The sequence below is a fragment of the Streptomyces sp. NPDC043996 genome (genome assembly GCF_056435225.1).
Map to the genome: position 1 here is coordinate 649,226 of NZ_JBWKEY010000005.1, position 21,218 is coordinate 670,443.

General features: G+C 72.7%; 15 protein-coding genes. 9 read left to right on the forward strand and 6 right to left on the reverse strand.

The window, feature by feature from the left end:
* Positions 1–7: 7 nt before the first annotated feature.
* The 3 genes from ccrA to AC07A4_RS16885 form a co-directional block, all read right to left on the reverse strand.
* Positions 8–1,345, reverse strand: a complete 1,338-nt coding sequence (ccrA, locus tag AC07A4_RS16875; RefSeq protein ID WP_478598741.1) for a crotonyl-CoA carboxylase/reductase — start codon at positions 1,343–1,345, stop codon at positions 8–10.
* Between the two features lie 544 nt (positions 1,346–1,889).
* Entirely contained in the window at positions 1,890–2,699 is an 810-nt protein-coding gene (locus AC07A4_RS16880) for a TetR family transcriptional regulator (protein WP_478598744.1), read from the reverse strand.
* A 136-nt stretch (positions 2,700–2,835) separates the two neighbouring features.
* Positions 2,836–4,641: a 3-hydroxyacyl-CoA dehydrogenase family protein gene (locus AC07A4_RS16885; RefSeq protein WP_478598746.1), complete on the reverse strand. Its 1,806-nt coding sequence runs from the start codon at positions 4,639–4,641 to the stop codon at positions 2,836–2,838.
* A gap of 354 nt (positions 4,642–4,995) precedes the next feature.
* Here AC07A4_RS16885 and AC07A4_RS16890 point away from each other — a divergent pair, with 354 nt between their 5' ends.
* Positions 4,996–5,574, forward strand: a complete 579-nt coding sequence (locus tag AC07A4_RS16890) for an adenylosuccinate lyase (RefSeq protein ID WP_478598748.1) — start codon at positions 4,996–4,998, stop codon at positions 5,572–5,574.
* A 117-nt stretch (positions 5,575–5,691) separates the two neighbouring features.
* Here the strand turns inward: AC07A4_RS16890 and AC07A4_RS16895 are convergent, their stop codons facing one another.
* The 3 genes from AC07A4_RS16895 to AC07A4_RS16905 form a co-directional block, all read right to left on the reverse strand.
* Complete coding sequence (locus tag AC07A4_RS16895; RefSeq protein WP_478598750.1) at positions 5,692–6,108, reverse strand: RidA family protein; 417 nt, start codon at positions 6,106–6,108, stop codon at positions 5,692–5,694.
* Between the two features lie 73 nt (positions 6,109–6,181).
* On the reverse strand, positions 6,182–7,774 hold the full coding sequence (locus tag AC07A4_RS16900; RefSeq protein WP_478598752.1) for an alpha/beta hydrolase: 1,593 nt from the start codon (positions 7,772–7,774) through the stop codon (positions 6,182–6,184).
* Positions 7,775–7,951: 177 nt separating this feature from the next.
* Positions 7,952–8,986: an Rv2578c family radical SAM protein gene (locus AC07A4_RS16905; RefSeq protein ID WP_478598754.1), complete on the reverse strand. Its 1,035-nt coding sequence runs from the start codon at positions 8,984–8,986 to the stop codon at positions 7,952–7,954.
* A gap of 156 nt (positions 8,987–9,142) precedes the next feature.
* On the opposite strand from AC07A4_RS16905, the gene AC07A4_RS16910 reads away from it, so the two are divergent.
* The 8 genes from AC07A4_RS16910 to AC07A4_RS16945 all read left to right on the forward strand — a co-directional run bounded on the left by AC07A4_RS16910 (position 9,143) and on the right by AC07A4_RS16945 (position 21,112).
* Positions 9,143–9,586, forward strand: coding sequence for an SRPBCC family protein (locus tag AC07A4_RS16910; RefSeq protein WP_478598756.1), 444 nt, complete (start codon positions 9,143–9,145; stop codon positions 9,584–9,586).
* Positions 9,587–9,870: 284 nt separating this feature from the next.
* Positions 9,871–12,288: an MFS transporter gene (locus AC07A4_RS16915; RefSeq protein WP_478598759.1), complete on the forward strand. Its 2,418-nt coding sequence runs from the start codon at positions 9,871–9,873 to the stop codon at positions 12,286–12,288.
* Between the two features lie 157 nt (positions 12,289–12,445).
* Positions 12,446–14,899: a SpoIIE family protein phosphatase gene (locus tag AC07A4_RS16920; RefSeq protein ID WP_478598760.1), complete on the forward strand. Its 2,454-nt coding sequence runs from the start codon at positions 12,446–12,448 to the stop codon at positions 14,897–14,899.
* Between the two features lie 151 nt (positions 14,900–15,050).
* Positions 15,051–15,776, forward strand: coding sequence for a class I SAM-dependent methyltransferase (locus AC07A4_RS16925; protein ID WP_478598763.1), 726 nt, complete (start codon positions 15,051–15,053; stop codon positions 15,774–15,776).
* 194 nt (positions 15,777–15,970) lie between these two features.
* Positions 15,971–16,813 (forward strand): M55 family metallopeptidase, encoded by an 843-nt coding sequence (locus AC07A4_RS16930; protein ID WP_478598766.1) that lies wholly within the window; start codon positions 15,971–15,973, stop codon positions 16,811–16,813.
* Positions 16,806–18,131, forward strand: coding sequence for a M20/M25/M40 family metallo-hydrolase (locus AC07A4_RS16935; RefSeq protein WP_478598769.1), 1,326 nt, complete (start codon positions 16,806–16,808; stop codon positions 18,129–18,131). Before AC07A4_RS16930 ends, AC07A4_RS16935 begins: the two co-directional genes overlap by 8 nt.
* A 39-nt stretch (positions 18,132–18,170) precedes the next feature.
* Positions 18,171–20,162, forward strand: coding sequence for a S9 family peptidase (locus tag AC07A4_RS16940; protein WP_478598771.1), 1,992 nt, complete (start codon positions 18,171–18,173; stop codon positions 20,160–20,162).
* Positions 20,159–21,112 carry a S66 peptidase family protein gene (locus AC07A4_RS16945; protein ID WP_478598774.1) on the forward strand — a complete coding sequence of 318 codons (954 nt, stop codon included), beginning with the start codon at positions 20,159–20,161 and terminating at the stop codon, positions 21,110–21,112. Before AC07A4_RS16940 ends, AC07A4_RS16945 begins: the two co-directional genes overlap by 4 nt.
* Positions 21,113–21,218: the final 106 nt, after the last annotated feature.

Genomic DNA, 21,218 nt, shown 5'->3' on the forward strand with positions numbered 1-21,218 from the left:
AGGGGCCTCAGATGTTCCGGAAGCGGTTGATGGCGTCGATGTGCTTCTCGCGCATCTCCTGGTCGCGCACGCCGAGGCCTTCGGCGGGGGCGAGCGCGAGGACGCCGACCTTGCCGTGGTGGAGGTTGCGGTGCACGTCGTACGCGGCCTGCCCGGTCTCCTCCAGGGAGTACACCTTCGAAAGCGTCGGGTGGATCTTGCCCTTGGCGATGAGCCGGTTGGCCTCCCAGGCCTCGCGGTAGTTGGCGAAGTGTGAGCCGATGATGCGCTTCAGGGACATCCACAGATAGCGGTTGTCGTACTCGTGCTGGTATCCGGACGTGGACGCGCAGGTCACGATGGTGCCGCCCTTGCGCGTGACGTACACCGAGGCGCCGAACGTCTCGCGCCCGGGGTGCTCGAAGACGATGTCGACGTCCTCGCCGCCGGTCAGCTCGCGGATGCGCTTGCCGAACCGCTTCCACTCCACGGGGTCCTGGTGGTTCTCGTCCTGCCAGAACCGGTAGCCCTCGGCGTTGCGGTCGATGATCGCCTCGGCGCCCATGGCACGGCAGATGTCGGCCTTCTGCGGGCTGCTCACCACACAGATGGGGTTGGCGCCCCCGGCGAGCGCGAACTGGGTGGCGTAACTGCCGAGTCCGCCGCTCGCGCCCCAGATCAGCACGTTGTCGCCCTGCTTCATCCCGGCGCCGTTGCGCGAGACGAGCTGGCGGTACGCGGTGGAGTTCACCAGGCCGGGAGCCGCCGCCTCCTCCCAGCTGAGGTGGTCCGGCTTGGGCATGAGCTGGTTGGACTTGACCAGGGCGATCTCGGCGAGGCCGCCGAAGTTGGTCTCGAAGCCCCAGATGCGCTGCTCGGGGTCGAGCATCGTGTCGTTGTGCCCGTCGGAGGACTCCAGCTCCACGGACAGGCAGTGCGCGACGACCTCGTCGCCGGGCTTCCAGGCGTTCACGCCGGGGCCGGTGCGCAGCACGACGCCCGCGAGGTCGGAGCCGATGATGTGGTACGGCAGGTCGTGACGCTTCGTCAGTTCGCTGACCCTGCCGTAGCGCGCCAGGAATCCGAAGGTCGACATCGGCTCGAAGATCGACGTCCACACGGAGTTGTAGTTCACGCTCGACGCCATCACGGCCACCAGGGCCTCGCCCGGGCCGAGTTCGGGCACCGGCACGTCGTCCAGGTGCAGCGACTTGCGCGGGTCCTTGTCGCGCGTGGCGAGTCCCGAGAACATCTGCGTCTCGTCCTTGTGCACGGTCACCGCGCGGTACGACTCGGGCAGCGGCAGCGCGGCGTAGTCGGCGGCCGTCGTGTCCGGCGACTGGATCGCGTCCAGGATTTCCTGCATGGGTTGCCTCCGGCGAAGGGCGCCCCGGGCGGGGCGCTCTGAGGGGTACGTCGGGGTGGTGCTTCGAAGGGTTCGAGTGCTCGAAGGGTTCGAAGGAGCGGTGCCGTCGGTTCGGCGGAGGTGGTGCTCTGGCGGCGCCGTGGTGGGGCGCGGAGGGTGCCTGTGACGCAGGCGTCCGGGTGCGCTCGCCGAGGCTTGCGGGGACAGCCGGTGCGCGGGTGTTGTCCACGCTCCGGCCACCCGGACAACATCAACGTATGACACCGCGTGCCAGTCGGCAAGACACTCAGTGCCAATAGTTTCTCTCAGTTGTCACCGGGTGGGTTCATCTGAGCGATGATCGATCATTGCAGGTCAGAGGGCATGCAAAAGCCGGACGGGCTGACTACCTGCCGGTAGATAGTCAGCCCGTCCGGCGAGTGAGTACGTGCGCGCGGCGTGGCGGTGGTGCGGTGGGGATGCGACGGCGATGCGACGGCGATGCGGCGGTGGTGCGACGGCGATGCGGCGGGGGTGCGGCGGTGGCGCGGCGGTGGCGCGGCCCTCAGCCGCGGTCCCGCAGCGCCTTCTCGATCGTGCGCATGACCTCGTCCAGGGGCGCGTCCGTGCGGGCGACGGTGACCAGGACCTCGCCGCCGTCGGAGACCGTCGCCGCGGGCCCGGAGGGCACCGTGTCCCGCCCGGCGGGGATCCCCGTCCCGAAGGTGCGCCGCACGATCCCGAAGGCGTGGTCCAGCTGCCCCTCCACGTCTCCCTGGCCCCCGGCGCGCAGCCACCGCCGCAGCACGTGGTTGTGGGCCGTGACGACGGCCGACGCCGCCACCTCCGCGAGCAGCGGGTCGTCGTTGCCGTGGTGGTGGGCGTGCTCGTCGAAGTGGCCGAGCAGATACCGCGTGAACAGGCGCTCGTAGCGCGCCACCGACGCGATCTCCCGCTCGCGCAGCGTCGGCACCTCGCGCGTGAGCCGGTAGCGCTCCACGGAGACGGCGGGCGAGGCCGCGTACATCTTCATGACTTCCTTGATGCCCCGGCACACGGTGTCGAGCGGGTGCTCGTGCGCGGGCGCCGCGTTGAGCACGGCCTCCGCGCGGATCAACGTGTCGTCGTGGTCGGGGAAGATCGCCTCTTCCTTGGAACGGAAGTGGCGGAAGAAGGTCCGGCGGGCGACCCCGGCCGCGGCGGCGATCTCGTCGACCGTCGTCGCCTCGTAGCCCTTGGTCGCGAAGAGCTCCATGGCCGCGGCCGCCAGCTCGCGGCGCATCTTGAGCCGCTGGGCGGCGGCACGGCTGCCCGCGGCGCTCTCCGGAGCGTCGGGCGTAGCGGTCGTACGTGAGGACTTGGCGGCCTTGGACATGCCCCGAACGTACTGCATGTGCGCAGCTGAGTGCGCCCGTGGGACGGGGCCGCCCGACGGTTCGAGCAGCCCGCCCCAGTCCGCGCGCCCGCCGCGCGCGGCGTCGTACGCTCCGGCCCCGGCCTCCGCGGACCCGTCAGCGCCGGGCATATTCGCGGAAGCCACGGCCCGTCTTGCGGCCGAGGCAGCCCGCGGCCACCAGATGCTCCAGGAGGGGGGCGGGCGCGAGGCCCGGCTCGCGGAACTCGCGGTGCAGCACCTTCTCGATGGCCAACGACACGTCCAGGCCCACGACGTCCAGGAGCTCGAAGGGCCCCATGGGGTAGCCGCCGCCCAGCTTCATCGCCGCGTCGATGTCGTCCAGGGACGCGTAGTGCTCCTGAACCATCTTGATCGCGTTGTTGAGGTAGGGGAACAGCAGGGCGTTCACGATGAACCCGGCCCGGTCCCCGCAGTCCACCGGGTGCTTCTTGAGCGTCGCGCACAGCTCCCTGGCCGTCGCGTGCACCTCGTCGGCGGTCAGCACCGTCCGCACCACCTCGACGAGCTTCATCGCGGGCGCCGGGTTGAAGAAGTGCAGGCCGATCACGTCCCCGGGGCGCGAGGTGGCGCGGGCGCAGGCGACCACGGGCAGCGAGGAGGTCGTGGTGGCGAGGACCGCGCCCGGCTTGCAGACCTTGTCGAGCGTCGCGAACAGCTGCCGCTTGACCTCCAGGTCCTCCGCGACCGCCTCCACGGCGAGGTCGACCTCGGCGAACGCCTCGTACGAGCCGCTCGGCACGATCCGGTCCAGCGTCTTGGCGGCCGACTCCGCGGTCATCCGGCCCTTGGCGACGGAGCGCGAAAGCGATGTGGCGACACGGTTCTTGGCCGTCGCGGCCTTCTCCTCGCTGCGGGCGGCGAGCACCACCTCGTACCCGGCCTTCGCGAAGACCTCCGCGATGCCGGACGCCATCGTTCCGGACCCGGCCACGCCCACCGAGCGCACCTCGCGCCCCCGCGCCTGCCGCGCCCCCTCGACGGGCGTCAGCGCGTCCCGCACCACCTCGGAGCTGTCGGGCTCCGCGTACGTGTAGAAGCCGCGACCGGCCTTGCGCCCGGTCAGGCCCGCCTCGCTGAGCTGCTTGAGGATCGGGGCGGGCGCGTGCAGCCGGTCCCGCGACTCGGCGTACATGGCGTCGAGGACGGTGCGGGCGGTGTCCACGCCGATCAGGTCGAGCAGCGCGAGCGGCCCCATCGGAAGGCCGCAGCCGAGCCGCATCGCGGCGTCGATGTCCTCGCGCGTCGCGTACTTCGCCTCGTACATCGCCGCGGCCTGGTTGAGATAGCCGAAAAGGAGACCGTCCGCGACGAAGCCGGGGCGGTCGCCGACCGCGACGGGCTCCTTGCCGAGCGCGCCCGCGAGTTCGGTGACGGCGGCGACGGCGGCCGGGGCGGTCAGCACGGACGACACGACCTCGACGAGCTTCATCGCGGGCGCCGGATTGAAGAAGTGCAGCCCGAGCACCCGCTCCGGACGGGCCGACTCCGCGGCGAGACGGGTCACGGACAGCGCGTTGGTGCCGGTCGCGAGGATCGTGTCGGTCCTGACGATCCCGTCGAGCTCGCGGAAGATCCGCTGCTTGATCTCGTACGACTCCGGGGCGACCTCGATCACCAAGTCGGCGTCGGCGGCGGCCCGCAGGTCGGTGAAGGTGCGGAAGCGGGCGAGGGCGTCCGCGCGCTGCCGCTCGGTGAGGCGCTCACGGCGCACGGCACGCGCCGTCGAGGCCTCAAGGGCGGCGACGGCGTGCGCGGCGGCCTCCTCGCTGACGTCGATGCCGATGACCTCGCGGCCCGCGACGGCGAGCACTTCGGCGATGCCGGCGCCCATCGTGCCGAGGCCGACGACGGCGACCGTGCCCAGGGAGGTACGGGACGCACTGGCGGAGGGAGTGTCCATGCGGGGACTCCAGGGAAAAGAGTGACGACTGAGGGGCGCACGCGCGGGGCGCGTGGCAGGGGCGCACCGGACACGTCAGCGCGCGCGTGGAAGCCACGCGAGCGGCGTGAAGTGGCGTACGGCGTGCGTGAATTGCGCGAAGGGATGAACCGGCGGGCCCTGTCCCGAAGCCACGCCGTCCTGCGGTACGTGCGTACCGAACCGACAACACTCGCGACGGCTGCGTCACCAGGCCGTCAGGAGCTGAGAAAGCTGTCCGCGAGGAGTGTGCCCCGCTCACCTGAGATTAACCGGCGAGTAACGAGCGCGCCAGCCCCCGGTGCCTGTGACCTCCGTCGCGACTAGGCTCGCCGCATGGATGCGGAGTTGCGGACGGTGACGGGTCGCTTACGGCGCGAGGCGGCGGCGTCGGGGGCACTGGAAGCGTACGAGAGGCTGCTGGCCGTCGCTGATCCGGACGCGCTCGCGGGGGCGCTCCAGGAGGCGGGACAGCCCTTGTGGGCACGGGAGTTGGCGGCGGTCCGGCTCGGCGCGGCGGGGGACAAGCGCGCCTTCGAGCCCTTGGTGCTGCTCCTCAACCACCGGGATCCGCCGCGCTGCGCCGCCGCCGCGTACGCGCTCGCCCGGCTCGCCGATCCGCGCACGGCCCGCGCGGCCGCCGCGCTCGCGACGAACGAACTGCGCGTGGCCTACGCGCTGCACCCGGTGCGGCTGCTCACCGAGCTGCGCGCCCCGGAGTCGGCGCCCGCGCTGATCGTCACGCTCCAGCGCCGCCTGACGCCCAACGACCCCTACGGCAAGGTGGCGCTCGCCTGTGTGGAGGGCCTCGGCGCGCTCGGGGACGCGCGGGCGATCCCGGTGCTCACGGCGGCCTGTGCCCATCCGCGCCTGGCGGCGGCGGCCTCGGCGGCCCTCGCGCGCGTTTCGCGGTGACCCACGCGCGTTGCGCGGTGACCGGCGCGGGGGTGCGCGGTGACCCGCGCGGGGATGCGCGGTGACCCGCGCGGCGGTGCGCGGTGACCCGCGCGGGGCGCGCGGCGGACGCTCCGCTCAGGATTCCCCGGCGGTCTCCTCCGGCACGACGGCCAGCGCCTCTATCTCCATCAGGAACTCGGGTGCGATCAGCGCCGCGACCTGCACGGCCGAGGACGCGGGCAGCCGCCGCGGGTCTAGGTGGGCGTCCCGTGCGGCGCGCACCGCGGGCATGTGCGCCATGTCCGTGACGAAGTACGTCAGCTTGATCACGTCGTCGAAGGTGGCGCCCGCGGCGGCCAGGCAGCGGCGCAGGTTCTCGAACACCCGCAGGGCCTGCGCCTTCGCGTCACCCGCGCCGACCAGCTCGCCCCGCTCGTCGAGGGGGAGCTGGCCGGACACGGCGACCAGGCGGCCGGTGCCCGTCACGACGTGGGTGTACGCCGTCGCGGGCGCGACACCGTCGGGGGCGTGGAGGTGCGTAAGTCGGCTCATGATCCCCATGGTGGACCATGGGTCTGACAACGCCCCGGGCGCGGTGGGCCGTTCGTCCCGGACTGGGTGTGGCTCAGCCCCGGAATCCCAGCATCCCGTGCAGTTCGGCGCCGCGCGCCGCCCCGCTGCCGGAGCGCGTGCCGCGCGGCTTCGGATCGGGCAGCGCCTTGCACACCGCGTCGACCTCGCCACCGCTCTGCGGCACCTTGCCCTTGTCGAGGTACGCCGCCAGATGCCGGTCGAGGCAGGCGTTCCCGCTCAGCGTGACCCCGTGGTTGCCGCCGCCCCACTCGACCACCAGGCGGGAGCCGCGCAGCTTGCGGTGCAGGGTGATCGCGCCTTCGTAGGGAGTGGCGGCGTCGTCGGTCGCCTGGAAGAGCAGCACGGGCGGCAGGGCGGAGTTGGAGACGTCCGTCGGCTGCTGGGACAGGGTGGGCCAGAACGCGCACGGCGCGTTGTACCAGGCGTTGTTCCAGGTCATGAAGGGCGCCTTCTTGTGCACCGCCCAGTTGTCCTCGCGCCACTGGCTCCAGTCGCGGGGCCACCACGCGTCCCTGCACTCCACGGCCGTGTACACCGAGTAGCCGTTGTCGCCCGCCGCGTCCACGGCGCCCAGGGTGTCGTAGGCGTTCACGAGCGGTCCTGTCTTGCCCTTGGTGTACGCGACGAACGCCTCGGCGAGCAGGGGCCAGTAGCCGTTGAAGTAGCCGCCCGGCAGGTAGGTGTCCTCCAGTTCGGCCGCGCCGACCTTCTTGCCCGCGGGCTTCCTCGCGACGGCGGCCCGCATCGCGTACCACTTCGCCTCGACCTTCGCGGGGTCCTTGCCGAGTTTGTAGACCGCGTGGTGCTTGGCGACCCAGGCCAGGAACGCCTGGTGGCGGGCGTCGAAGGCGAAGTCCTGCGTGAGGTTGGCCTCGTACCAGACGTTCGTCGGGTCGACCACGGAGTCCAGTGCCATGCGCCGCACGCGCTGGGGGAACAGCTTCGCGTAGACGGCACCCAGGTACGTGCCGTACGAGTACCCGAAGTAGTTGATCTTCCGGGCGCCGAGCGCCGCCCGGATCGCGTCCAGGTCCCTGGCCGCGCTGACCGTGTCGATGTACGGCAGCAGGTCGTGGTGCTTCTTCGCGCACGCCTTGGCGAACGCCTTCACCCGGTCGAGGTTGGCCCGCTCCAGGGCGGGCGTGGCCGGCACCGAATCGGGCCGCACCGGTGCGGAGTGCCCCGGGCGGCAGTTGAGGGACGGGGTGCTCCGGCCGACGCCGCGCGGGTCGAAGCCCACGACGTCGTAGCGCGCGGCCACCTTCTTCGGCAGTCCGGCGGCGACGGCCCCGGCCATCGTCAGACCGCTGCCGCCGGGCCCTCCCGGGTTGACCAGGAGCGGGCCCTGATAGGGCTTCGCGGTGTGCCGCACGCGCGAGAGGGCGAGCGTGATCTGGCGGCCGTGCCCGTGGCGCTGGTCTTCGTAGGCGAGCGGCACCTTCAGGGACGCGCACTCCAGCTTCGGATAGGACGGCGTCGCGCACTTCTTCCACACGAGGGGCTTGGGCGTGTACGGGGCGCGCGGAGCGGTCCGCGGGTCGGCGCCCGCCGTGGACGGGGCCACCGTGACGAGACCGGCCACCAAGGCGGCGACGCCGCACAGAGAGACGGCGCTTCTTCTCATCGAGCCTCCCAGGACGGAGGGTTCCGGGGCCGTGCGGCCCACGACCCCCGCCGCATGGTCCCGGAAACCCTGCCCGGAAGGAGACGTTCTGGAGATAAATGACCTGAAAGGAGCATCTCCTGGACGCCTGCCCCTATGCTCCGTGGGCCACTCGGGCGCCCAGAAGGGCGTGCGGGGTCACAACAGCGTCAGCTGAGTGGCTCCTGACGCTGTTTCGGGCTCCCGGGGCGCACGGATGCGGCGGGCGGCGCCCGCGCGCGTGGGGCCGATGCCGAACTCCTCGGCCAGCTCGTGCACCTGGCGGGTGATCCGCCGCTGATACCACTTGGGGGCGTAGGCGCCCTCCGCGTACAGGCGCTCGTAGCGGCGCACCAGATGCGGGTGGTGGCGCTCCAGCCACTCCATGAACCATTCGCGCGCGCCGGGCCGCAGATGCAGCACGAGCGGGGTCACCGACGTCGCCCCGGCCTCGGCGATCGCCCGCACCGTGGCCCGCAGCTGGTCCGGGTGGTCGCCGAGGAACGGGATCACCGGCGCCATCAGGACGCCGCAGTCGATGCCGTGCTCGCTCAGCGCCCGCACAGCCTCCAGGCGGCGCCCCGGCGCGGGTGTGCCCGGCTCCACGGTGCGCCACAGCGTCTCGTCGAGGAAGCCCACCGACATCGAGATGCCGACGTCGGTGACGGCGGCGGCCTCGCGCAGCAGGTCGAGGTCGCGCAGGAGCAGCGTGCCCTTGGTGAGGATCGAAAACGGGTTCGCGTGGTCGCGCAGCGCCTCGATGATGCCGGGCATCAGCCGGTAGCGGCCCTCCGCGCGCTGGTAGCAGTCGACGTTCGTGCCCATCGCGATGTGGTCGCCGCGCCAGCGGGGCGAGGCGAGCTGGCGGCGCAGCAGCTCCGGGGCGTTCACCTTGACGACGATCTGGCTGTCGAAGCCGAGCCCGGTGTCGAGGTCCAGATAGCTGTGGGTCTTGCGGGCGAAGCAGTACACGCACGCGTGCGTGCAGCCCCGATAGGGGTTGATCGTCCACTCGAAGGGCATGCGGGACGCCCCCGGCACCCGGCTCACGATCGTTCTGGCCCGGATCTCGTGGAAGGTGACCCCGCGGAACTCGGGGGTGTCGAAGGTCCGTGTGGTCACCGCGTCCGCGCCGAACAGCGCGGCGTCCGCGGCGCCCCGGCGCGGCCCGTCGGACAGGTTCTCCCAGCGCATGACGCCTCCTCGGTAGCACTGGCCACAGAATAGAACACATGTTCCCATGATCGTGCGACCGTCAGCGCGGACCTGGGGGGACCCGATTTGGGGCGCCGCCGCGCGGGGTGGTTGGGTGACCGTCGAACCCCCGAGACACCAACTGGAGGAAGTGCCATGGCGCAGGTCGAGGCGACCACGGAGCGGATCATCGCGGCGCGGCCGGAGGACGTCTTCGACGCACTCGCCGACTACAGCGGCACGCGCGAGAAGGTCCTGTCCGAGCACTTCAGCGAGTACGAGGTGCGCGAGGGCGGCGACGGCGAGGGCACCCTCGTCCACTGGAAGCTCCAGGCGACCAGCAAGCGCGTCCGCGACTGTCTGTTCGAGGTGAGCGAGCCCACCGACGGCGAGCTCGTCGAGAAGGACCGCAACTCGTCCATGGTCACCACCTGGCGCGTGACCCCCGGGGGCGAGGGGCAGGCGCGCGTGGTCGTCACCACGGTGTGGGACGGTGCGGGCGGCATCGGCGGCTTCTTCGAGAAGACCTTCGCCCCCAAGGGCCTCGTCCGCATCTATGACGCGGTTCTGGCCAACCTGGCCGCCGAGACCGAGAAATAGCACCCCTGGGGGCGGCCGAGAAGTAGCCTCACGGACCACGGGAGTTGGGGTCCGCACGACCGGTGGACCGGCCGTGCGGACCCCAACTCCCTTCCGCCCCCTCAGCGTTGCTCCCACGCTCACCGTTTCGAGTGGTTTTCGGCACGGCCCGGTGGTGCGCCGTAGGGCTCCCACCGGCGCTTACGTGCGCCGGTGCACCTCTCGGGGGGGACTCGTCGCGCTTGCTCGCAGTTGTCGCGTAATGCGAGAAATGGGCCGCGCAGGCGTGACGAGGGGAGCAGCAGGTGGGCGGGACGACGCTGACGAAGAGCACCGGGCACGACGAGCGGACGGTCAGCCGGCCACCGGTGGCCGACGCGGCTGAGGAACCCCCGCCCCCGCGGGCCCGGGGGCAGGCCCCGCACGAGCTGAGCCCCGCCCGGGTCCGCATGGTCTTCTTCGGCCTGATGCTGGCCCTGCTGCTCGCCGCGCTGGAACAGATGATCGTGGCCACCGCGCTGCCGAAGATCGTCGGCGAACTGCACGGCGTGGACCGGATGTCGTGGGCGATCACCGCGTATCTGCTCACGGCCACCGTCGGCCTTCCCGTCTACGGCAAGCTCGGCGACCTCTTCGGGCGCAAGGGCGTCTTCCAGTTCGCGATCGTGGTCTTCGTGGTGGGCTCCGCGCTCGCTGGCTGGTCGCGCACCATGGACCAGCTCATCGCCTTCCGGGCCCTTCAGGGCGTCGGCGCGGGCGGCCTGCTGATCGGCGTGCAGGCGATCATCGCCGACATCGTGCCGCCCCGCGCGCGGGGCCGCTACATGGGCATGATCGGCGCCGCCTTCGGCCTCGCGTCCGTCGCGGGCCCCCTGCTCGGCGGCTTCTTCACTGACCATCTCTCCTGGCGCTGGTGCTTCTACTTCAACGTGCCCTTCGGCCTGGTCACCCTGCTGGTCACCGCGCTCGTCCTGAAGCTCCCCAAGCCCGCGGCCAGGGGCCGCCTCGACGTCCTTGGCGCGCTGTTCCTGACCGCGGCCTCCACCTGCCTGGTGCTCCTGAGCAGTTGGGGCGGCACCCGGTACGCGTGGGGCTCACACGTCATCCTGGGGCTCGCCGCGGGGGCGGTGGTGGCGACCGTGCTCTTCCTGGTCGTCGAACGCTTCGCGGCAGAACCGATCATCCCGCTGCGGCTGTTCCGCGACTCCGTCTTCGCCATCACGGGTCTAGTAGGGCTCGTTGTCGGAATGGCCCTCTTCGGAGCGGCCAGTTATCTGCCGACGTACCTCCAGATGGTCGACGGGGCGAGCGCGACGGAGTCCGGGCTCCTGATGCTGCCGATGATGGGCGGCGTCGTCGGCGCCTCGATCATCGCCGGGCACCTCATCAGCCACACCGGGCGCTACCGCCTCTACCCGATCCTCGGCTGCGCGCTCTCCGTCGTCGGCATGTACCTGCTCTCGCGCCTCGAAGCGGACACGCCCCGGCTGCAGTACAGCATCTGGATGGCCGTCCTCGGCGCCGGCGTCGGCCTGGTCATGCCGGTGCTCGTGCTCGCGGTGCAGAACGCCGCGCCGCCCGCCGACCTCGGCACCGCCACCAGCGCCAACAACTACTTCCGGCAGATCGGCGGCAGCGTGGGCGCCGCCGTCTTCGGCACCCTCTTCGCCGACCGGCTCACCGACGCGCTCGCGGACCGGTTCCCCGACGCCGCCGGTCTGCCGGACGCCGAATCCCTCACTCCACAGGTCGTCCACGCGATGCCCGCGCACCTGCGCGAGGGCTACATCCAGGCGTACGCCGACGCGATGCCGCGGATCTTCCTCTACCTGGTGCCGGTGCTCGTCCTCGGCCTGCTGCTGGCCTTTTTCCTCAAGGAGACCCCCCTGTTGTCCAGTGCCGCGTCCACGAACGCCTCCCTCGCCGAGCCCCCGGTCATCCCCGAGGCCCGCTCCCCGTACGTCCCCGGGGTGCCCGTCTGCGGCACCGTGCAGCACCCTGACGGCACCGTCGTGCCCCGCGCCGCCCTGACCCTCATCGACGTCGCGGGCCAGCAGATCGGCCGGGGCGCGAGCGGCGACGACGGGCGGTACGCGCTCGCCACTCCAGGCGCCGGATCGTTCGTGCTGATCGCGGCCGCGGGCGGCCACCAGCCGCAGGCCGTCACCGTCACCGTCGGCGAGCGCCCCGTGGAGCTCGACGTCGTGCTCGGCGGCGCCGGACGCCTCGCGGGCACCGTGCGCACCGCCGACGGCACCTCCGTCAGGGACGCCGCGGTGACCCTCACGGACGTCCGCGGCGACGTCGTCGCCACGACCCGCAGCGGGCGCGAGGGCGGCTACGTCATCTCGGAGCTGGTGGCGGGCGAGTACACCCTCGCCGCGAGCGCCCCCGCGTTCCGCCCCGCCGCCCTGCCCGTCAGCGTCCAGGCCTCCCGGGAGACCCGCCAGGACGTCGAGCTGGCCGGGGGAGCGGTGCTGCGCGGCACCGTGCGCGCCGGTGGCGGGCGGCCCGTGGAGGACGCGCGCGTGACGCTCCTGGACGCCGCGGGCAACGTCGTGGACACCCTCACCACCGGCCCCGAGGGCACGTTCCGCTTCGTCGACCTGTCGTCCGGCGAGTACACGGTGATCGCGGCGGGCTATCCGCCGGTCGCCACCGTGCTCCAGGTCGCCGGAGGCGGCCGCACCGAGCGGGACCTCCAACTCGGCCACGAGGACTGACCGCTCGCCCCGCGGGCCGCCCGCCCGGCGCCCCGTGCGCCCCGGAGGCGCCCCCGCGGGGGCAATTCCCCCAAGGGGCCGCACGGCGAGCCGCCACGGTCGTACGGTGGTTGAGGGGCGGTGCAGATCTTGCCGCCCGCGGGAAGGAGCCTTGGCCATGGAGCGTGAGACCCCGGACGGCGGGTCGGTGGCACACAGCGTCGTGCCCGGCCGCGTCCCGCTGGCCGTCGTCGTCATCGACGGCACCGGACTCGTCTCGCACTGGAGCGTCGGCGCCTGCCGTCTGTTCGGGTACGCCAGGGAAGACGCCGTGGGGCATCCGGCGAGCGACCTGCTGCCCGTCGCGGGCGCGCTGCCCCAGGAAGGAGCGCGCTACGCCGCGTACGACGGCCTCGGCCCGGACCTCGGCACCTCCCTGGACGGCCACATCTCCTACCCGGCGGCGGGCCGTGCCCGGCTGACCGTGGCCGCCGCCGCGCGCGAACTGACCGCGGCCGCGCGCGACGCCGGGCGCATCGACGTCCTGTGGTGGGCCTATCCGCTCGTCGGCCCCGGCCCCGAGCGGCTGCTCGTACTCGCCGCCGACGCCGCGCGCCTGGTGCCCGCCGACGCTCCCGACAGCGCCCATGTGGAGCGCATAGCCCCAGGGTTCGCGCTGCACACCGACTTCCCCGGAGCGACCGAACTGGCCGAACGGCTCCCGGAGATCCTCCCCAGCATGAGCGTCTCCGAAAGCGCCCGTATCGTCTCGCAGGTCCTGGAACTGGGCTATCCGGTCCTTGAGTTCAGCCAGCACGACCGGGTGCCCGTGACGCCCGACTGGGGCGTGCCCCGCAGGGCCGAACGCCTGGCGCGCAAGCGGCGCGCCGCCGAGGAGGCCGCCGCCGGGATCGCCCCGGCGCCCCAGACGGCGGACGAGGCCGAGGACCTGGAGTACGCGGCGGTCCGCGAGCACCTGGAGTTCCTCAACGAGGTGAGCGCGCGCATCGGTTCCTCGCTCGATCTGGCCCGCACCATCCAGGAGGTCAGCAAGGCGGTCGTGCCGCGCTTCACCGACGTGGCGGGCACCTATCTGCGCGAACAGGTCGTCGCGGGCGAGGGCTTCCCCGAAGGCGTCCCCGACGAGACCACGCTGTGGCACCGCGTCGCCGTGGAGCACACCGACGAGCCGGGCCGCTGGGACGACGTCGTGCCCGTGGGCGAGTCCATGCCCTTCCCCGCGCACACGCCGTTCTTCCAGTGCATGACCTCCGGCGACCCCGTCCTGGTGCCGCGCATCACCGAGGAGATGGGCAACGCCATCGCCTCGCAGTTCGAGAAGCGCGACATCCGCCCGCTCATCAACCACCGCTCCATGCTGGTCGTGCCCCTGAAGGCACGCAACGTGGTCCTCGGCTTCATGATCCTGCTGCGCCACCGGGAGCGCCCCGTCTTCAACGACATGGACCGCGTCACCGGCGCCGAACTCGCCGCCCGCGCGGGGCTCGTCCTGGACAACGCGCGCATGTACACGTACCAGGAGTCGGTCGCCGACACCCTCCAGGACAGCATGCTGCCGCACATCCAGCCCCGGATGTCGGGCTGCGACATCGCCACGCGCTATCTGCCGGGCACCCTCCTGGGCCGCGTAGGCGGCGACTGGTTCGACTCCGTGAAGCTGCCCGGAGCCAGAACGGCCCTGGTCGTCGGCGACGTGATGGGGCACGGCCTGAACTCGGCGGCGATGATGGGCCAGCTGCGCACCGCCGTGCAGACCATGGCCGCGCTCGACCTGCCGCCCGCCCAGCTCCTGCGGAACCTGGACGACCTGGCGCAGCGCCTCGGCGAGCACTATCTGGCGACGTGCCTGTACGCCGTGTACGACCCCATCGCGGGCGAGCTGCACCTGGCGAACGCGGGCCACATACCGCCCGTGGTGGTACGGGCCCGCTCCGGCCGCAGCGAACTGCTCGACCTGCCGACCGGCGCGCCCATCGGGGTCGGCGGCGTTCCCTTCGAGTCGGTGCGCGTACGGGTCGCCCCCGGAGACCGGCTCCTGATGTGCACCGACGGGCTCGTCGAGGTGCGCGGCGAGGACATCGGCGTCGGCCTCGCCACGCTCGTCGAGTCCGCGGCCCACCCGGCCGCCTCCATGGACGACGCCTGCGACACGATCATCCGCGCGCTCAACACGCGCGGCGGCCGCAAGGACGACGTGGCGCTGCTGATGGCGCGCCTCAACGGCGTCGCGTCCACGGACGTCGGGCACTGGCGGCTCGCCCCGGACCCCTGCGAGGTCGGCCGGGCCCGCGAACTGGTGGGCGGCCAACTGCGCGCGTGGGGCCTCGACTCCCTGGTCGACACGGGGACACTGCTGGTCAGCGAGCTCGTCACCAATGCCGTACGGCATGCGCGCGGCGGGCGCATCGGGCTCCGCCTGGTCCGTTCGGGCCGGGTCCTGTGCGAGGTCGAGGACGGGGACGCCGCGCTGCCGACGCTGCTGAACGCGGGCCCCAGTGACGAGTTCGGGCGCGGTCTGCGCATCGTCACACGGCTCGCCAAGGAGTGGGGCACGAGCAGCGGGAGCACCGGCAAGACGGTGTGGTTCGAACTGGAGCCGCCCGGCCGGTAGGTCCTGCGCCCGCGCGCGGGACCGCGCCGGGGAACGTGTTTCGAAAGCGTGGTGAAGGTGCGGGCGTGCGGGTTGTCGAGCGCCCCCGTGAGCGGTAGACCGATCTTGTCGTCGGCTTCGGCGGCGCCGGTCACACCCTGGGGAGCTTGGCATGAGCGTCACGAGTCAGTACCGGGAGGCGTGGGAGGGATTCTGGAGCGAGGCCCCCGAGGACGAGGGCGCCGTCTTCTGGGACGCCGAGCCCGCCCTCACCGCCGGGCTCCACCTGGCCCTGTTCGAGCCGCACCTGGCCGCGCCGGGACTGCCGGTGGTGGACGTCGGCTGCGGCAACGGCACCCAGACCCGCTTCATCGCCGACCGCTTCCCGCGCGTCCTCGGCGTCGACCTGTCGGCCGCCGCGATCGAGCACGCCCAGCGCGCCGACCCGGCGGGGCAGGTGGAGTTCCGGCAGCTGGACGCGGCCGAGAAGAGCGCGACGGCGCAACTGCACGCGGAACTCGGCGACGTGAACGTGTACATGCGGGGCGTCCTGCACCAGTGCGAGCCGGACGACCGGCAGCCGCTGGCCGACTCGCTGGCCACGCTGCTCGGCGAGCGCGGCAGAGCCATCGTGGTCGAGCTGGCACAGGCGGCGGGCCCGGCCCTGGCCCGGCTCGTCCAGGACGCGGGCGGCCCGCCGCCCAAGCTGGCGCCGGTCTTCGCCCACGGCATCGCACCCGGCGAGGTCAGCGACGCCGAGCTCCTCGACCGCGTGCGGACGGCGGGCCTGACCGTCCACGCGAGTGGGGAACTGCCCCTGGCCACGACCGAGTTCACCGCCGACGGCACCCGCGTCGAGCTGCCGTCCACGTGGCTGGTGGTGGGCCGCGGGGCCTGACACCACGGGCCGCGGGGCCTGACACCACGGCCCCGGCCCCGCCCCGGCCACCCCGCGCCACCGTGTTCTCGCTGGTCGTGACCGTAAGCCCGTGAGGCTGTCCGGGTGAACCCGACGGCTCAACTGGTCTGGACCAGTGAGAGTTATCCACAGGCCTGGCACGGGGTCGGCGCGACCGCGTACGGTTTCGAGGCATGAAGATCCTCATCAGCGCCGACATGGAGGGCGCCACGGGTGTGACCTGGCCGGCCGACGTGCTGCCCGGCACCCCGCAGTGGGAGCGGTGCAGGTCGATGTTCACCTCGGACGTGAACGCCGCCGTGCTCGGCTTCTTCGACGGCGGCGCCGACGAGGTGCTCATCAACGAGGCGCACTGGACGATGCGCAATCTGCTGCTCGAAGACCTCGACCCGCGCGCCGAGATGCTCACCGGCCGGCACAAGCCCCTGTCCATGGTCGAGGGCGTCCAGCACGGCGGCGACCGAGCGGTGGACGGCATCGCCTTCATCGGCTACCACGCGGGCGCCGGAATGGAAGGCGTCCTCGCGCACACCTACCTCGCCAACCAGATCACGGGCGTCTGGGTGAACGGCGTGCGCGCCAGCGAGGGCCTGCTCAACTCCCACGTCGTCGCCGAGTTCGGCGTCCCCGTCATCCTCGTCACCGGCGACGACCTGGCCTGCGAGGACGCCCTCGGCTATGCGCCCGGCGCCCTGAAGGTGGCCGTCAAGGACCACGTGTCGCGGTACGCGGCCGTGTGCCGCACCCCCACCCGCACCGCGGCCGACATCCGCGCCGCCGCGAAGGAGGCCGCCGCCCTCGCCGTGCGGCACGACCCGGTGGCGGAAGGACCGTTCACCGTGGCGGTGGAGTTCGACGCGGAGCACCTGTCGATGGCGGCGACGGTTGTTCCCGGAGTGCGTCGCGTGGCGGAGCGGAAGGTCACGTACACGAGCGCCACCATGTACGAAGGCATTCGCACGTTCAAGGCGGTCACCACGATCGCCTCAGCCGCGGTCGAGGAGCAATATGGCTGAGCAGGTCGACTCCCAGGCGCTGGACGAGGTCGTCCGGTTCACCTCCGACCTCATCCGCATCGACACCACCAACAGCGGCGACGGCGAGTGCCGCGAGCGCCCCGCCGCCGAGTACGCCGCGGCGCTGCTCGCCGAGACCGGCCTGGAGCCCACGCTCCTGGAGCGCACCCCAGGCCGCACGAACGTGATCGCCCGCGTCGAGGGCACGGACCCCGGCGCCGACGCCCTGCTGGTCCACGGCCACCTCGACGTCGTGCCCGCCCAGGCCGCCGACTGGAGCGTGCCCCCGTTCTCCGGCGAGGTTCACGACGGCGTCGTCTGGGGCCGCGGCGCCATCGACATGAAGAACATGGACGCGATGATCCTGGCGGTCGTGCGCGGCTGGGCGCGCGCCGGAGTGCGGCCCCGGCGCGACATCGTGATCGCGTTCACCGCCGACGAGGAGGCCAGCGCCCGCGACGGCTCCGGCTTCCTCGCCGACGAGCACCCCGAGCTCTTCGAGGGCTGCACCGAGGGCGTCAGCGAGTCCGGCGCGTTCACCTTCCACGACGGCCGCGGCAATCAGCTCTACCCGATCGCCGCGGGGGAGCGCGGCACCGGCTGGCTCAAGCTGACCGCGCGCGGCACGGCGGGCCACGGCTCCAAGGTCAACAAGGAGAACGCGGTGAGCAGGCTCGCTGCCGCCATCCACCGCATCGGGGAGTATCGCTGGCCGGTGCGGCTGACCCCCACCGTGCGGGCGGCCCTGGTGGAGATGGCCGGGATCTACGGCTTGGAGGCCGACCCGGACGCCCCCGGTTTCGACGTCGACCGCTTCCTGGAGAAGCTCGGCCCCACCGCCGACCTGGTCGAGCCGACGGTCCGCAACAGCGCCAACCCCACGATGCTCCGCTCCGGTTACAAGGTGAACGTGGTCCCCGGCGAGGCGACCGCCTACGTGGACGGCAGATTCGTGCCCGGCGGCGAGGAAGAGTTCCGCACCACCCTTGACCGGCTCACCGGACCGGACGTCGACTGGGAGTTCCACCACCGGGAGGTGGCCCTGCAAGCGCCGGTGGACACGCCCACGTTCGCCAAGATGCGCGCGGCCGTGGCGGAGTTCGCCCCGGAGGGCCGGGTCGTGCCGTACTGCATGTCGGGCGGCACGGACGCCAAGCAGTTCTCGCGGCTCGGCATCCGGGGCTACGGCTTCTCGCCGCTGCGGACGCCGGAGGGCTTCGACTACCAGGCGCTCTTCCACGGAGTGGACGAGCGGGTGCCGGTCGAGGCACTGCACTTCGGGACGCGGGTCCTCGACCGCTATCTGCGAACGGCCTGACGGAACATGGGGGAACGGACTCTGGGGGAGAAGAACGACATGGCGCAGACGAAGCCGTACGGCTCATGGCTGTCCCCGATCGACGCCGGCCTGGCCGCGGCGCACGACGGCCACCCCGCGTTCGTGGGGTTCGTGGGGGGTGAGGCGTGGTGGACGGAGCCGCGCCCGCTGGAAGCGGGCAGGCGCGCCCTGATGCGGCGCCGCCCGGACGGCCGCGAGGAGTCCGTGCTCCCGGCCCCGTGGAACGTCCGCAGCAGGGTCATCGAGTACGGCGGCCTGCCCTGGGCCGGAGCCGGGCGCCCCGACGACCCGCGCGGACCACTGATCGTCTTCGTGGACTTCGCCGACCAGCGCCTGTACGCCTACGAGCCGGACGCCCCCGGCGCGGAGCCAAGACCCCTGACCCCGGTCTCGGACGTGGGCGGCGGGCGGCGCTGGGCCGACCCGCGGATCCACCTCGGCCGGGGTGAGGTGTGGTGCGTCCTGGAGGAGTTCACCGGCGAAGAGCCCACCGACGTACGGCGCGTGCTGGCCGCCGTGCCGCTCGACGGCTCGGCCGCCGAGGACCGCGCGGCCGTGCGGGAGCTGTCCGACGGCGCGCACCGCTTCGTCACCGGGCCCCGGCTTTCACCGGACGGCGCGCACGTCGCCTGGCTCGGCTGGGACCACCCGAGGATGCCCTGGGACGGCACGGAGCTGATGGTCGCCGACGTCCGCGCGGACGGCACCTTCGGCGGCGCGCGCCGGTTCGCGGGCGGCCCCGAGGAGTCGATCGCCCAGGCCGAGTGGGCGCCCGACGGACGCCTGCTGTTCGCCAGCGACCGCACGGGCTGGTGGAACCTGTACCGCGCGGGGCCCGACGGCGACGCCGTCCCGCTCTGCCCCCGCGAGGAGGAGTTCGCCGGTCCGCTGTGGCAGCTGGGCCTCAGCTGGTTCGCGCCGCTGGACAGCGGGCTCATCGCCGTCGTGCACGGCACGGGCGCCACCGCGCTCGGCGTGCTCGACCCGGAGACCGGCGAGGTCGTCGACGCGGCCGGGCCCTGGACGGAGTGGTCGGCGTCCGTCGCCGCGGGCGGCACCCGCGTCGTCGGCGTCGCCGCGAGCCCTCGCAGCGCCTACGAGGTGGTGGAGCTCGACACCCGCACGGGCCGCGCCCGGGTGATCGGCGCCGCGCACGACGACCCCGTCGACCCCACGTACTACCCCGAACCCCAGATCCGCACCTTCCTCGGGCCCGACGGCCGCGAGATCCACGCCCACGTCTATCCGCCCCACCACCCCGGGCACATCGCACCCGACGACGAACTGCCGCCGTACGTGGTGTGGGCCCACGGCGGCCCCACCTCGCGCGCGCCCCTCGTCCTCGACCTGGTGATCGCCTATTTCACCTCCCGCGGCATCGGCGTCGCCGAGGTCAACTACGGCGGCTCGACGGGCTACGGCCGCGCCTACCGCAACCGCCTGCGCGAGCAGTGGGGCGTCGTCGACGTCGAGGACTGCGCGGCCGTCGCGCTCGCCCTCGCCGACGAGGGCACCGCCGACCGCGCGCGGCTCGCGATCCGCGGCGGCAGCGCGGGCGGCTGGACCACGGCGAGCTCGCTGACGACGACGGACGTGTACGCCTGCGGCACGATCATCTATCCCGTCCTCGACCTCACCTCGTGGAGCGACGGCGAGACCCATGACTTCGAGTCGCGCTATCTGGAGACGCTGGTCGGGCCCGCCGCCGAGGTGCCCGGCCGGTACGAGGAGCGGTCGCCCGCCCGGCACGCCGAGCGCGTCACCGCGCCGTTCCTGCTGCTCCAGGGACTCGACGACGTGATCTGTCCGCCCGCGCAGTGCGAGCGCTTCCTGGAGCGGATTCAGGAGCGCACGGTGCCGCACGCGTACATCGCCTTCGAGGGCGAGGGGCACGGCTTCCGGCGCGCCGACACCATGGTCCGCGCCCTGGAGGCCGAGCTGTCCCTGTACGCGCAGGTGTTCCGGCTCGACCCGGCGGGCGGCCTGCCGACGCTGGAGCTCACCAAATGAGCGCGCCCCTGACGCCCGCCGCGCCCCTCGCGCCCCTGACGCGGCCCGCGCGGCTCGCCCCCGGCGCCCGCGTCGCCGTCGTCGCGCCCAGCGGTCCCGTCCCCGAGGCGCGGCTCGCGGCGGGCCTGGACATCCTGCGCGGCTGGGACCTGGACCCGGTGGTCGCCCCGCACGCCCTGGACACCCACCCCCGCTTCGGCTATCTCGCGGGCACGGACGCGGACCGCGCCCGGGACCTGGAGCGGGCCTGGTGCGACCCGTCGGTGGCGGCGGTGTTCTGCGCGCGCGGGGGGTACGGGGCGGCGCGGATGGTCGACCTCCTCGACTGGGACGCGATGCGCGCGGCGGGCCCCAAGGTGTTCCTCGGCTTCAGCGACATCACCACGCTGCACGAGGCCTTCGCGTGCCGCATGGGCCTGGTGACCCTGCACGGCCCGATGGTGGCGGGGGCCGACTTCCTGAAGAGCGCGCGGGCGCAGGAGCACCTGCGGGCCACGCTGTTCGAGCCGGAGTCGGTGCGGGTGATCGCCTCCGCGGGGCGGGCGCTGACCGGCGGCCGGGCCCGCGGGGTCACGCTCGGGGGCTGTCTGTCGCTGCTGGCCGCCGACCTGGGGGCGGCCAAGGCGCGGGCCCACGCCCGGGGCGGCCTGCTGCTCCTGGAGGACACCGGCGAGGAGGCGTACCGCATCGACCGGTACCTCACCCAGCTCACCCGGTCGGGCTGGCTGGACGGGGTGGCGGGGGTGGCACTCGGATCGTGGGCGGACTGCGACCCCTACGACGAACTGAGGCCGCTGCTGAGCGAGAGGCTCGCCGGGCTCGGGGTGCCCGTGGTGGAGGAGTTCGGCTTCGGGCACTGCGACGAGGCGCTGACGGTGCCGTTCGGGATACCCGGGGAACTGGACGCGAACGCGGGGACGCTGGCTCTCGATGTGCCGGCCCTCGTCTAGGGCCTGCACCAGAGGGCTCCTAAGGTCCTGCACCAGAAGGCCCCTGGGGTCCCGCACCAGAAGGCCCCTAGCGCGCGTCCCGTTCGCCGCCCCCTTCCGTCAACCA

Excerpts from the sequence above, each read along its gene's own strand:
- ccrA (WP_478598741.1), bottom strand. The coding sequence starts at position 1,345 with ATGCAGGAAATCCTGGACGCGATCCAGTCGCCGGACACGACGGCCGCC.
- AC07A4_RS16880 (WP_478598744.1), bottom strand. The coding sequence starts at position 2,699 with ATGTCCAAGGCCGCCAAGTCCTCACGTACGACCGCTACGCCCGACGCT.
- AC07A4_RS16885 (WP_478598746.1), bottom strand. The coding sequence starts at position 4,641 with ATGGACACTCCCTCCGCCAGTGCGTCCCGTACCTCCCTGGGCACGGTC.
- AC07A4_RS16890 (WP_478598748.1), top strand. The coding sequence starts at position 4,996 with ATGGATGCGGAGTTGCGGACGGTGACGGGTCGCTTACGGCGCGAGGCG.
- AC07A4_RS16895 (WP_478598750.1), bottom strand. The coding sequence starts at position 6,108 with ATGAGCCGACTTACGCACCTCCACGCCCCCGACGGTGTCGCGCCCGCG.
- AC07A4_RS16900 (WP_478598752.1), bottom strand. The coding sequence starts at position 7,774 with ATGAGAAGAAGCGCCGTCTCTCTGTGCGGCGTCGCCGCCTTGGTGGCC.
- AC07A4_RS16905 (WP_478598754.1), bottom strand. The coding sequence starts at position 8,986 with ATGCGCTGGGAGAACCTGTCCGACGGGCCGCGCCGGGGCGCCGCGGAC.
- AC07A4_RS16910 (WP_478598756.1), top strand. The coding sequence starts at position 9,143 with ATGGCGCAGGTCGAGGCGACCACGGAGCGGATCATCGCGGCGCGGCCG.
- AC07A4_RS16920 (WP_478598760.1), top strand. The coding sequence starts at position 12,446 with ATGGAGCGTGAGACCCCGGACGGCGGGTCGGTGGCACACAGCGTCGTG.
- AC07A4_RS16925 (WP_478598763.1), top strand. The coding sequence starts at position 15,051 with ATGAGCGTCACGAGTCAGTACCGGGAGGCGTGGGAGGGATTCTGGAGC.
- AC07A4_RS16930 (WP_478598766.1), top strand. The coding sequence starts at position 15,971 with ATGAAGATCCTCATCAGCGCCGACATGGAGGGCGCCACGGGTGTGACC.
- AC07A4_RS16935 (WP_478598769.1), top strand. The coding sequence starts at position 16,806 with ATGGCTGAGCAGGTCGACTCCCAGGCGCTGGACGAGGTCGTCCGGTTC.
- AC07A4_RS16940 (WP_478598771.1), top strand. The coding sequence starts at position 18,171 with ATGGCGCAGACGAAGCCGTACGGCTCATGGCTGTCCCCGATCGACGCC.
- AC07A4_RS16945 (WP_478598774.1), top strand. The coding sequence starts at position 20,159 with ATGAGCGCGCCCCTGACGCCCGCCGCGCCCCTCGCGCCCCTGACGCGG.